9 protein-coding genes and 1 riboswitch are annotated in these 13,109 nt (G+C 47.0%); all 9 genes read right to left on the bottom strand.

Annotated features, from left to right (window positions below; genetic code table 11):
• Positions 1-27 precede the first annotated feature (27 nt).
• The 9 genes from ACNFN4_RS15305 to ftsA all read right to left on the bottom strand — a co-directional run bounded on the left by ACNFN4_RS15305 (position 28) and on the right by ftsA (position 12,642).
• Positions 28-279, bottom strand: a complete 252-nt coding sequence (locus ACNFN4_RS15305) for a YlmC/YmxH family sporulation protein (protein WP_003154415.1) — start codon at positions 277-279, stop codon at positions 28-30.
• Positions 280-339: 60 nt separating this feature from the next.
• Complete coding sequence (locus ACNFN4_RS15300) at positions 340-1,620, bottom strand: acetylornithine deacetylase (protein ID WP_021493713.1); 1,281 nt, start codon at positions 1,618-1,620, stop codon at positions 340-342.
• Positions 1,621-1,695: 75 nt separating this feature from the next.
• A riboswitch (TPP riboswitch) is annotated at positions 1,696-1,800 on the bottom strand.
• Positions 1,801-1,804: 4 nt separating this feature from the next.
• The gene (locus ACNFN4_RS15295; protein ID WP_007611292.1) at positions 1,805-2,602 is read right to left on the bottom strand and encodes an ABC transporter ATP-binding protein; all 798 of its coding nucleotides are present in this window, start codon (positions 2,600-2,602) and stop codon (positions 1,805-1,807) included.
• 128 nt (positions 2,603-2,730) lie between these two features.
• On the bottom strand, positions 2,731-3,513 hold the full coding sequence (gene sigG, locus ACNFN4_RS15290) for an RNA polymerase sporulation sigma factor SigG (RefSeq protein ID WP_003154420.1): 783 nt from the start codon (positions 3,511-3,513) through the stop codon (positions 2,731-2,733).
• Positions 3,514-3,653: 140 nt separating this feature from the next.
• Positions 3,654-4,373 carry an RNA polymerase sporulation sigma factor SigE gene (gene sigE / locus ACNFN4_RS15285; RefSeq protein ID WP_007409714.1) on the bottom strand — a complete coding sequence of 240 codons (720 nt, stop codon included), beginning with the start codon at positions 4,371-4,373 and terminating at the stop codon, positions 3,654-3,656.
• A 57-nt stretch (positions 4,374-4,430) separates the two neighbouring features.
• A complete protein-coding gene (spoIIGA, locus tag ACNFN4_RS15280) occupies positions 4,431-5,360 on the bottom strand; it encodes a sigma-E processing peptidase SpoIIGA (RefSeq protein WP_014417723.1) in 930 nt (309 codons plus the stop codon).
• Between the two features lie 216 nt (positions 5,361-5,576).
• Positions 5,577-9,872, bottom strand: a complete 4,296-nt coding sequence (locus ACNFN4_RS15275; protein WP_029973500.1) for a S8 family peptidase — start codon at positions 9,870-9,872, stop codon at positions 5,577-5,579.
• 272 nt (positions 9,873-10,144) lie between these two features.
• Positions 10,145-11,293, bottom strand: a complete 1,149-nt coding sequence (gene ftsZ / locus ACNFN4_RS15270; protein ID WP_029973501.1) for a cell division protein FtsZ — start codon at positions 11,291-11,293, stop codon at positions 10,145-10,147.
• Between the two features lie 35 nt (positions 11,294-11,328).
• Positions 11,329-12,642, bottom strand: a complete 1,314-nt coding sequence (gene ftsA, locus ACNFN4_RS15265; protein WP_448200287.1) for a cell division protein FtsA — start codon at positions 12,640-12,642, stop codon at positions 11,329-11,331.
• Between the last annotated feature and the right edge of the window lie 467 nt (positions 12,643-13,109).

Genomic DNA, 13,109 nt, shown 5'->3' with positions numbered 1-13,109 from the left:
TCCGGCTTTTTACAAGTGAAGGGAGGATTACGCTCCCCCCTTTGGTTCATTTACACGCACTAAGATGACATCTTCCCCAATTTTAACTATATTTCGCCAAGGAATGATCATTTCCTCTTCTTTTCCGAAAAAACCGAGAACTTTTCCGCTGCCGCCTAAAATAATCGCCTGAATTTTTCCCGTTGTCACGTTAATATCAATATCACCGATGCTTCCGAGTTTTTTTCCGTTCGACACGTTTACCACATCTTTTATTTGAAATTCAGATATGCTGATCATCCGTATCACGCCCTTTGCCCGTTCTTTTTCCTATTATATGAACGGCCGGGCTGAACCTTGTCACATCGGGCAATCTTTTTTGCGGCTGCACCAGCCGAGGATAAATCTCAGCATGATTTTCGTATAGTCCATAAGCTCATCAACGGACACTTCCTCGTTTACGGAGTGGGCGTTTTTTAAATCGCCGGGGCCGTATATGACGCTCGGAATCCCGGCATGATAGAGCCACCCTCCGTCAGTTACGGTTTGGGAAACATCAATGACGGGCTCCTGTTTTTTGACGGCTGAGTGTGATGCAGCCAAGACAGAAACTGCCGGATGATCCGGGTCGATTTTCAGCGCCGGGAACACCTCTCCTCTGTCTTCAATCATCGAAGATCCGCCCCATTTGAACACCGGCCTGTTTTCTTTGAGCCACAGATCACTGTCAGCGACACGATTAATATAGTCTTCGATTTCTGCGGCTGCTTGTTCGTGCGTTTCGTTCGGATAAAAGTGGACGGTGATCCATAACCGGCATTCATCGGCGACAAACGCTGCGTGTCTTCCGCCTTCAATGACGGCGGGGTTGATCGTATTGGTGCCGGGCGCAAAGCCGGGATAGCTTTTCGTTACCGCCCAGTGGCGCTCCAGCTCTCCCAAGGCAGCGATGATTTTCGCCATTTTTTCGATGGCGCTCGCTCCGAATGTGCCTCCGCCTGCATGAATCATATTGCGCCTCATGCCGTCATGAAATGTTTGTTTGCTTTTCAATTCTATCCAGCCGGTGATGACACCGCCCTGCCCTTGAATATGCAGGCTGCTCGTATCTGCGACAACCGCAAAATCCGCGTGATAGCCGCGTTTGCAGCATTCCAGCGTCCCCGCCTCACCGACTTCTTCTCCGATTACAGACTGTACAATGAGGTCGCCCGGAAGCTTAATGCCGGCATCATGGATCAGCTTCAGAGAGAAAAGAACACACGCCAATCCCCCTTTCATATCAGCGGCGCCCCTTCCGATCAGCATGCCGTCTTTTACGAGCGGCTGAAACGGGTCAGAGTGCCAGTCTTCGCCCCCGGCTTCTGCCACATCAATGTGTCCGTTTAAAATCAGGCTTTGATGCCTGCTTGAATCTGTCCCTTCTAAAACACCGACTACATTCGGGTCTTCCGGATACACATCCCACATATCGACCGAGCAGCCCGTTTCTTTTAAAAAGCCGGCCACCCACTTTTGGGCTTCTGCCGTATTTCTTGCTGGCGGGGCCGGAGTGGGAAAGGCTATCAGTCTTTCAGCAATATGTATGAAGTCGTGCCGCCGTTTCTCCGCCTGGTGTAACAGCATATCAATCTGATGCATTGGAAATCTCCCCTTTGGCTGTATCAAAAAACCCGTTCATTCATGAAATGAAACGGGTAAAAAACGGATCTTCCTCCGCTTTTTTCACCGCTTCCCTCCGCCGGCATGATCCGGATCAGGTCCGTTAAGGGTTGAGACAACGTCTCTCTCAGCCGCGTGGCAGCACCCCCAGGGTGAATTTATGTTATTTTACGGATGATGCCTCTTTTGCACGTGTTAAAAACGGGCGGCCATTGTTCCATAAGACATTGACAGGCATATCGAAAAACGCTGTAAGCCGCTCGTCAGAAAGCATGTCCCTGATTTTCCCGGAGGCGAACACCTCGCCCTGTTTTAAAAGAAGCGCCTGATCAAATACCGGCAGAATTTCTTCAGCGTGATGGGTGACATAAAGGATGGACGGCGCATTTTCTTTTTCGGCGATCGACGTAATCGTGTCCAGCAGCTGCTCCCTTGCCATAAAATCAAGACCCGTCACGGGTTCGTCCAAAATCAGCAGTTCCGGATCAGCCATAAGCGCCCGCGCAATCAGCGCTCTTTGTCTTTCCCCTTGTGATAATGTTTCATACCGTCTGTCGGCGTAACCGATGGCGCCCAAATCCTTCAGAAGACCGATCGCTTTTTCCCTTACTTGCTCACTCGGAGTTTCGTACAGCCCGATTGAGGCGTACGCGCCGCTGAGGGCGATTTCAAAAGCGGAGTCCGCGGCATATAATTTGTGCTGAAGACCTGCCGAAACAAGGCCGATTTTCCTTCTGAGCCTGTCACCGAGCTCTGTTTTGCCGAATTGATGGCCGAGCACCTGCATCTCTCCTGAAGTGGGGAAGTAATAAGAGCATAACATATTCAGCAAAGCCGTTTTTCCGGCTCCGTTTAATCCGTACAGCACCCAATTTTCGTTTTTCTCGACGCGCCAGTTAATATCTTTCAAAATCCATTTCCCGTTTCTTTTTAATGACACACTGTCCAGCTGTAAAATCACTGCAATTTCCCCCGTTTACTTTATTTAAATTTTCTAAAAACTTTTACACATTAGAATACATCACTTTTTTGCAAACGTAAACCATCGCATGAAAAAAGCCTTTAAACAAGGTTTAAAGGCTTTTTCCGTTATTGATGGATATTCTTATTCATTTGTTTAATGGCTGCCTTTTCAAGCCTTGAGACCTGAGCTTGGGATATGCCGATTTCTTCAGCGACTTCCATTTGGGTTTTCCCTTGGAAAAAGCGCTTTCGCAAAATCATTTTTTCCCGTTCGTTCAGTCTTCTCATGCCTTCTTTCAGAGCCAGCTCCTCAATCCATTGTGTATCCTTGTTGCGCTCATCGCTGATCTGGTCCATCACGTAAATCGGATCGCCGCCGTCATTATAAATCGGCTCAAACAGTGAAACCGGATCCTGGATGGCGTCAAGGGCAAACACAATTTCTTCATGGGGCACTTCAAGAACTTTGGCGATTTCCTCTGCTGTCGGCTCCCTGCTTGTCTCACTGATTAACCGCTCTCTTACTTGAAGCGCTTTATATGCGATATCGCGAAGCGACCTCGAGACGCGGATCGGATTATTATCCCGCAAATATCTGCGGATTTCTCCGATGATCATCGGTACAGCGTATGTTGAAAACTTAACATTATGGCTTAGGTCAAAATTATCAATGGATTTCATTAGTCCGATGCAGCCGACCTGAAATAAGTCATCAACATACTCTCCTCTGTTGTTAAACCTCTGAATGACGCTTAAGACAAGGCGCAGATTGCCGTTTACAAGCTTTTCCCTCGCTGAATCATCGCCCTCATCCTGTAATTGCCTAAACAGCTTTCTCATCTCTTCATTCTTGAGCACCGGTAATTTGGAGGTATCCACCCCGCAAATTTCGACTTTATTTCTTGACACGTTTTTCCCTCCCACTAGGAGCTGCTGTACAACGTTAAGTATCTCCTCGGGTGGGAAAAATATGCACCGCCATTTTACAGAAATAAACATCCGGCTGCGGCAATCCTTGCAGCAGTAAGGGCTGTCAGATGGAAAAAATTTTACACCATTTTGTTAAACTCTTTTCTCAGTCTTTTGATAATCCGCTTTTCGAGCCGGGAGATATAAGATTGTGAAATCCCCATCATGTCGGCTACATCTTTTTGTGTTTTTTCTTCTTCTCCGACAAGCCCGAAACGCAGTTCCATAATCTGCTTTTCTCTTTCGTTTAATTGCTCAAGCGCTTTTTTCAGAAGTTTTTTATCCACATTGGCTTCAATGTCTTTTGTAATAATATCATCATCTGTGCCGAGCACATCCGAAAGCAGCAGTTCGTTTCCGTCCCAATCAATGTTCAGCGGTTCATCAAATGATACCTCTGAACGGATTTTGTTGTTACGGCGCAAGTACATTAAAATTTCGTTTTCGATACATCGCGACGCGTAGGTGGCGAGTTTGATTTTCTTTTCCGGATTAAAAGTGTTTACCGCTTTGATCAAACCGATGGTGCCGATGCTGATTAAGTCCTCGATATTGATGCCGGTGTTTTCGAATTTGCGGGCAATGTAAACGACAAGACGTAAGTTTCTCTCAATCAGGATGGCCCGCGCCGCCTGATCCCCGCTCGGCAGCTTTAATAAGAGCACCTGCTCCTCTTCTTTAGACAAAGGCGGCGGCAGCGCCTCGCTTCCTCCTATGTAATATACTTCATCGCTTTTCAGTCCGAGTTTCATCAGCCATTTATACCACAAATATGTCAGACGCAGCTTAAGTTTTTTCATCTTCCTCCCCCTTCTAAATACAATGCATTTTGAGTATAATGAATAACAGACTTTTCGTCAGGAAACATGTTTTACAGCCTTCCCTGTCAGCATCTTCGGATGAACGATTCCGTCAAATTCACCGTCCGCGGATAATGGTTTCGTGCTGATGCCGATCAGGCATTTTTCACAAGCGATCATTTCGTCTTTTGTTAAAATCGTGACGTAATCCGGCTTTAAACAGAGTAAAAATTGATTGTCCTGGCCGACGCCCCTGTACGGAATCAGCCTCAGCTTATCCGCATGGCGGAACGAATCATCAAGCTGCTCTATCACTTCAAGCGGACTGGCGGATTTGATGAGGTCCGTTTCCTTTTCGCTGAGAATCGGAGCGAATTTGTCAATGCAAAGGATCATGACCGGCGTTTTCGTCAGCGGATCATACAGCTGATTCCCGGAATCCACCAATCCTTTCGCGCGGATTGTCTGTCCGCTGAATTCCGCCTGCACCATGACAAGTTCATCGTACTGAATGGACTTCGTCTCGATGTCTTCAATTCTCTTTTTCGAAAAAAACCATATGGCCGGAAATCCGATAACTACAAACATCCAGCTGATCGGGTCGCCGAATCCGGTCTGGCTTGTGACCATTACGCCTTGCTGCACAATTGATTCTGTCTGCAGCAGGGAATGTACGCCGATCATTCCCCCGCCGACGAGAAAAGTCGCGAAATAAAAGGCGAACAAATTTTGAAAAAAGTATCGGAACCGTTTAAAGCCAAAAGCCGTAAGCACGATGACTACTGAAAACGCCATTTTTCCCGCCGGATGCTCCACAAAGGGAGAAACAGGCGTAAACATCAGAAGCACAATGGCTGACCCGATGAAACCGCCGGCGGCCACTCTTCTTTTTTTCACCTGGCGTTTTAAAATAAAGGCGGTCAATAAAAGCAAAAGAGAATCAAAACAAAAGTTCAACAGCCAAATGACATCCAGATAGATTTTCACATCTGACCCCTTTCCTCTTTTGTCTTACTTATCTGTTTCTCTCTCTTGTTTCATAAGTATAAAGCAAGCTCTGTGGGAAAGTCTGTCAATTAATGTTGAGGGTAAAGTACAATTTTTAAGGGATAACCGTTTTATTTGTCGAGGGCCGAAAGGGTTGATTTCCTATTGTCCCCTTCAACTAAAAAAGCGCTGCCGTGATTTGGCAGCGCTCTGTTTTTACTCATTGATATAAAGTTTTCCTTTAGCCGTCTGTCTCGTTTCATTTCCGTAGTCATCTCTTGCGATAACGTCAATTTTTGCTCCGCTTGCTTTGATGGAAGAAGTCGCCGTCCAGTAACCCTCATATCGTCCCGGAGAAATTTCTCTCAGCGGAAGCTCTGTTGCGTTTTGGCTCCCTGCCCGGGCGTTTGTCAGAGGCAGACGGATCACGAAGGAAGCGTCTAATTTCTTTCCGCTTGAAAAAGCGATTTTCACTGATTCTCCGGCTTTTAATTCCTTATCCGCTCCGGGAACCAATCCGGAAATGACGGGAGCATTGTAATTGACATCGATTACCGTCTTTTTCGTTGTTTTGTTACCCGCTTCATCTGAGGCCGTGACCTTGATCTCATTGCTGCCGTTTTCCAGAAGGGTTCTCGCTTGATAAGAACCGTTATTTACTTCAGCTTTTTTTCCGTTCACCTTTACCCATTTTAAATGGGCGTCGTGCACTTTTCCTTTTACAGTCACTGCTTCTTTATTTGTTTTATCACCGTTTGCCGGACTGTCAATCGTCACATCCGGCTTATCCTCATCTAGTATGACCGTGACAGGGCGTGACTCATCGGTTGACCCGCTGTCTGTCACAGATGCCGCCGTCAGCCGATTGGCATCTTTAGTGAGTGTGACATCGGCCTGGAAATTGCCGTCTGCATCTGCTTTCGTTTCAGCGGCGGTTTTACCGTTATTGGTAAGACGGACAGCGGTTTTTGGTGAAGCCGTTCCTTTCACCGTGATTGACTTTTTGTTTGTAAATGATCGGTCTTCAGGCGACGTTATGTCAGGCACAGAAGCTTCGTAGTCGACCAAAGCTCTGATCATATAGTTTCCGTCTGATTTATCGGCTTTTGACCAGCGGCCGTCGAGGTATTGCCAGTTTCTGTTCGAGTACGGACTGCCGTCATCAGATGACAGGGCAGGTGTATAAGGATCGGGTTTCGTCTGGCGGAACACAAGATAAAAATCCTTTCCTACCGCGATTCCTTTTGAGCTGAGATCCACTTTGGTCCATTCGCCGTTTCGAAGCGCTTCAGCTTGGAACGGGCCGGCAATTTTGCTGCCCGGAGCTCCATCAGGGCCGGATGCATCATATACTTCTGCTTGAAATTCGGTACCTCCCGGATCAGGCCAGTCGGCGCCCCAAAATTTAAAAAGGCCTCCCGTCAGCATACCGTGTTCTTTTCCGTCTTTAAGCGTCATCTTAACGGCAGATTTGCTGCCGGCTTTAAAATATGACAGCGCGGCTTCTTCCGTCCCGTTATCATAGGCAATTTCCCCTTCATAACCGATATACGGCTTAAGCTTGACGTTTTTTTCAGCATCCCCTTTGATGTCAACAGAAAATTCGCTATTGTAAAAGCCTTTTGCCGCTACTTTGATTGTGTAGGAGCCTTCGTACGCCTTAAGCGAATATTCCCCTTTATCGTTTGTCACCGCCGGTTCAATTGCGGCATCCTCAGCCACATAAAGCGCAGCCCCTTTTACCGGTTTACCTGTTGACTGATTGGTGATGGTTCCTTTTAGCGTGCCGGACGGCATTTGCTCCAGTGTAAAGTCTGCCTGTGCGGTTTTGTCTGATTGAATAGAAACTTGTTTCGAAGCGGACTTAAATCCGTAAGCCTCGGCTTTCAGCGTATAGCTTCCCGCCTTATGTGACAGGCTGTAGCTTCCGCTTGCAGGGTCGGAATATACGGATTTCCCCGTCTCGGAGACACTGATTTGCGCTCTGAGCGGCAGGAGGTTTGTTTCACGTTTCACTCTTTTTCCGGGTGATTTCACTGCCGGTTTGGCCTGTTTCGGACTGACGGCTTTTTTCTTCAGGTGGCCGGGAGGTGTTTGTCTTTTGTGTTTATTTTTTTTGGCCGCCTTGCCGAGAGGGCTGCTTGAAAGCCGGACATCATCGATATACCATCCGTCTTCATTCAGTACTTCGTCTGACTGCATATTAAACATGAGCTTTATGTTTTGGCCTTTATACGCAGATAAATCAGCCTCTTCATCGTTCCATCCTGCGGAGTCACCATTGTAAACGGCCGCCTGCTCCCAATTTGATTTTCCTTCCGGCAGAACGAACACATACCCGTAATCAAAAAATTCTTCGAGCTTGTGCCAGCTTTTAAATTGCAAAAACAGCCTTCCTGTTTCCGGAACTTGAATCGGAGGCATCACCAAATTCATGTTGGCTGAATCGGCATAAGGGCCGGACAGATTCGTCGCATACACTTTATCTCCGGAAAATGCGGTGCCGGGCCCTGAACCCGGGGTACCCCATTCCCATTGGTCATGTGTCCCGTAACTGGACCAGCCCGCCGGCTGTGATTCAAAATCCTCTTTGTATCCCGCCGTAACGCTCGGTTTCACGTCAGCCCGGTACGTATCAGATTCTACAGAATGACCTCCGAAATCTTTTATGGTCCATTTATAACTTATCTTGCTTCCCGTTACATCCGGAATTTCCGCCTGGTATGTTCCCTTTTTTTCATCACCGCTTTTTTGAACGGCGGCTGTCGTTTTCCACTCTCCTTCATCAAACTGATAGGAAAGGATGACTTCAGTTACGCTTACATCGTCTTCTGCTGTAACCGTTAACGGAAGGTTTGCCCCTTTGTAAGCCACTGAGACCGGTTCATGGTGAAAGCTGGGCGGATTGTGATCTTCGCCCGCAGAAGAGACCTTGCCTTCTACGCTTCCGATTCCGTCCGTTACGGCAGAAACGGCATCAAAAGCGTTAACGAGACCGTGGCCGTAACCGTTATTCGGTGATTCAGGAAAAACGGAATCTGTCAGCTTTTCCGCGGTGCGCGTCAAAACGTCTTCCATTTCATCGACCGTAATAGAGGCGTTCGCCTGCCTTAACAAAGCCGCCGTCGCCGCCACATGCGGCCCGGCCATTGAAGTTCCGTCCCAGCCGCCTTCGTATGTTCCTCCAGGAATCGAAGAACGGATATTCACTCCCGGAGCCGAAATGTCCGGTTTTGTTTCATGATACGGTGAGGGGCCTTGAAGTGAGAAATCAGCGAGTTTCTTGTCGATGTCAGTCGCACCTGTCGCAAATGCTTCAGGATAATTGGCCGGATTTGCGATTGAACCCGGTCCTCCCGGTGTAAATAAGTCTTCATTTCCCGCAGAGAACTCCGGAAAAATCCCTGCCGCTCTCCACGCATTCACCATATCGCGGTACCACTCGTCCATTCCCGAACCGCCTGCCCAGGAATTATTAACAACATCCGGCGCCATCTCGGGATGCGGCGTGCCGTTTTTATCTTTAGGCGCGAGCACCCATTCACCGGCATCCAAAATATCGGCATCGGTTCCTCCGTCATCTGAAAATGCTTTTACTGCGATCCATTTCGCCCCCGGAGCCACACCGATTTGATTTGAGCCGTCAGGTTCTGAACCCGTCATGGTCCCTGTTACATGAGTGCCGTGTTCAAGATCATCGTAGGGAGCGTCTTTATGGGACACGGCATCATACCAGTTCATTTCATGATTCGGCGCTGCGGGATTTGCAGGATCGTAACCCCGGTATTTTTCCTTAAGCGCCGGATGATCCCACTGAACTCCCGTATCAATGGAGGCGACAACCGTGCCGGTTCCGTCGTATCCTGAGGCCCAGGCCTGCGGCGCATCAATTTGGCTGATATTCCATTCGATGCCTTCCTTTGCTTTGATCTCTTTTTGTTTTTTCTTCATTTGAAAAGGAGCTTTTGATTGTCGTTGAGTAAGCTGACGTTTTTCATTCGGAAGAACTTTTTCTACTTCAGGAAATGAGGCGGCTTTTTCCATTACCTCTTTCGAAGCAGTGACTGCCATTCCGTTGACAATATAATAGGAATGGATGTGATCAGCCTTGCCTTTCTTTTTTTGTTTTTCCAAATATGTTTTCAGATTCTGCTGCGCATCATGAGCCGCCAGTTTTAAAGAAGAAACGACGGCTGACCGCTTTTGATATTCGGTTTTTGCTGCGGAAAGCGATTGAGACTTGGCGTTTTTTTCTGCTTCTTTGACCGCTTTTTTCGTATTGGCTTTCTCTTTAAATTTGATAAGAAACGTGACTTTATCATTTTTTTCAAAACGCTTCTTGACTGAATCGGAAATCTTATGCTGAATGCTCTTAGAGGAAGAAAGATCTTTGGTGAAAGAAACTGCCCCCGGTGTGCTGTTCGCTTCGGCTGCACCCGGAAACAACAGGGAACTGACGACAATCGCGCTTAAAACGGAGCCTGTCCATCTGTTTCTCGTTTTTTTCTTCAATCGTATCCCCCCTTATTTGGTAACGCACTATAAAATGTGTATCCCTCCTTCATAATTGGAATCGTTTGTCATTTCGATGCTGTACGTTAAATGTAGACAATCTTCCATCCAGATATTGTCACATTCTGTAGAAAGCCGTATGAAACTAAAAAACAATCAATTCGTCATAGGTATAAAGTTGCTTTTTTCACTGTATAGATCATGGGGATAGGAAGGAAGACTGGCACAAAAAAGAAAAAGGACAAAACCATGTGGTCTTGTCCTTTTTTACATCAGCCGCGTTTGTTGCGGTTTCTTAAAAATGTAGGAATGTCGAGGGCATCATCCGCAGGCTGTGATGTATGGCGGTTCGACGTGTTTTGATGCTGTGTTTCTTCTCGTTTCGGCTCACGTTTCGCAGCGTTTTGGCTTTGAGACTTCAATCCTTGGTTTAAAGTCGGGCGCTGCGGTTTTGAGTCATCTTTTTCCTGTTCGATAAAACCGGTCGCAATAACGGTGACGACGATTTCATCTTTCAGATTTTCATTGATAACTGAACCGAAAATCATGTTGACATCAGGGTCAGATGCAGAAGCGACGATGTCGGCTGCTTCCTGCACTTCGTAGAGGCTCAGGTTTGTACCTCCCGTAATGTTCATCAAAACACCTTGCGCTCCGTCGATTGCCGCTTCCAGTAACGGACTGGAGATCGCCTTTTTGGCGGCTTCAGCAGCACGGCTTTCGCCCGTAGCGATCCCGATACCCATCAATGCTGAACCTTTGTTGGACATGATGGTTTTGACATCGGCAAAGTCCAAGTTGATTAAACCAGGCGTTGCGATGAGGTCAGAGATACCTTGCACCCCTTGGCGAAGCACGTTATCAGCTTCACGGAATGCTTCAAGCATCGGTGTGTTTTTATCGACAATTTCAAGAATGCGGTCATTCGGAATAACGATCAGTGTGTCAACGGCTTCTTTCATTGCCGTGATACCGCCTGCAGCCTGCAGCTGGCGTTTTCTTCCTTCAAATGTAAACGGTCTTGTTACGACACCGACAGTCAAAGCGCCTAAGTCCTTTGCGATTTGCGCGATAACCGGTGCGGCTCCCGTTCCGGTACCGCCTCCCATTCCGGCTGTAACGAACACCATGTCAGCGCCTTTTAGCGCTTCTTCGATTTGTTCCTTACTTTCTTCAGCGGCTTTTTTGCCGACTTCCGGATTCGCACCCGCTCCGAGACCGCGGGTCAGCTTTTCCCCGATCTGCATTTTCACTTCCGCTTTTGACAGGTTAAGAGCTTGCGCGTCCGTGTTTACCGCAATGTACTCTACACCCTGTACTTCATTTTCAATCATTCGGTTGACCGCGTTATTACCGCCGCCTCCTACTCCGATTACTTTAATTGATGCTAAGCCGTCTATGTTTGTTTCGAAATCCAACATGCTAAATCCTCCTAATCTGCCGAATGACTATCAATCTATTCCCAAAACATGCTTAATAGTTTTTTCATTTTGCTCGGTTTGTTGTGTTCGGCTTGTGTTTTTTGTTTTGCTTTTGGACGCTGCTGCGCCTCTGGCCGCTGATGATGTTCTTCTTCGTGAGAGACCGCGATTTCCTGCACGGCTTCTTCCGGCATATGAAAGCCTATTTTTCTTCCCTGAATTCTGGCATTTCGGCAGGCAAATTGTATCAAGCCGACACCCGTCATATACTGAGGGTCTCTTACACCGATATAATTCGGGCTTGCGACCCTTACATTGTGCCTCAGCACTTCCTGTGCCAATGAAAGCACTCCGGGCATTGCGGCCTGTCCGCCGGTCAGCACAAAGCCGCCGGGCAGATCTGTAATTCCCATATGCTCAATTTCGGCTGCGGCAATCTCAAGAATCTCTTCCACTCTTGCTTCAATAATATTGGCAATTTCCTGCTGTGTAAAAGATTGCTTTTGATTCGTTCCTATGACGGTGACTTCAAATACTTCATCTTCTGAAGCCTCATCATAGAATGCATGTCCGAATTGTTTTTTTACTCTTTCAGCCTCTTCGGTGGAAGTGCGCAATCCGATCGATACATCTTTCGTGATGTTTTCGCCTCCGAGCGGAATGACGGCTGTCTCCTTCAGGTGCCCCTGTTCAAATACCGCCACCGTCGTCGAGCCGCCTCCGATATCAATCATGGCGACTCCGAGGTTTTTTTCGTCTTTTGACAAAGCCGCCGAACCGGCCGCAAGCGGCTGCAGGCAGATATCAGTAATTTCAACGCCCGCTCTCTCCACACAGCGAAGTAAATTATGTAAGATCGTTTTGGAGCCGGTAATCAGCGTGCCTTCTACTTCCAGGCGCACGCCGAGCATTTTTTTCGGATCGGTAATTTCGTCTCTTCCGTCAACGATAAACTGTTTAGGAACGACGTCAACGATCAGCTGCTCATGCGGAACTGACACGACCTGTGCCGCTTCCATTACCCTGCGGACGTCTTCAACGTGAATTTCTTTGTTTTCACTGGAAACAGCGACAACGCCGTTCGTATCTTGAATATGAATATAATTTCCATTAACGCCGACAATGGCTTTTTTCAGCGGAAAACCTACCATTCTTTCAGCTTGGTCAAACGCTTTTTTTATAGAATGAACGGTTTCATCTATATCAACGATTGAGCCTTTTTTCAACCCTTCAGACGGTACATTTCCCACTCCGATAATGTTAAGGGAATCATCTGTCATTTCTCCGACGATCACTTTTGTATTGGACGTACCGATGTCAAGACTGACGTAAAGTTCATTGTTGTTCATTCTATGGCACCTCCTCACATTTCGATCAAATTCTATTCTATTATTTGCGGAACAACAATACAATGAATGTGGCTTTACAAGTGTGTAACAAAAACAACAGCATCAACAAATTCTTATCTGATTTCTCACAATTTATGTTTAATGAAACTATTCGTTATATTCTATGTATATCCTCTTTTATATCGCATTTTTTTTATTTTTTTTAGAGACGGCCCACCTTACCGTAAGATTTCCTGTCACGGTGCCATAATGTGCAAACCAGATGCAAATATACCCGCTTTCCATTAGTCTACACTAAGATGAACCTCCAGAAAAGCTATAGATATTGCCAGAAACATCCGAAAAAAGAAGAAACAGGAGGAAAATTCCAAATGCAATGCTCATTGCAGAAGACACGCCCATTGCATTGAGAATTTTCCGCTTGTCCGGCAGCCATATCCCGGGCAAAAACAAACATAGTCATAATG

It is taken from the genome of Bacillus sp. N1(2025) (genome assembly GCF_053470005.1).
Note: the sequence above shows the minus strand (reverse complement) of the source record. Positions and strands in the feature narration are given on the sequence as shown.

Coding starts and splice junctions, on each gene's coding strand:
- ACNFN4_RS15300 (WP_021493713.1), bottom strand. CDS start 1,620: ATGCATCAGATTGATATGCTGTTACACCAGGCGGAGAAACGGCGGCAC.
- sigE (WP_007409714.1), bottom strand. CDS start 4,373: ATGAAAAAACTTAAGCTGCGTCTGACATATTTGTGGTATAAATGGCTG.
- ftsA (WP_448200287.1), bottom strand. CDS start 12,642: ATGAACAACAATGAACTTTACGTCAGTCTTGACATCGGTACGTCCAAT.
- ftsZ (WP_029973501.1), bottom strand. CDS start 11,293: ATGTTGGATTTCGAAACAAACATAGACGGCTTAGCATCAATTAAAGTA.
- ACNFN4_RS15305 (WP_003154415.1), bottom strand. CDS start 279: ATGATCAGCATATCTGAATTTCAAATAAAAGATGTGGTAAACGTGTCG.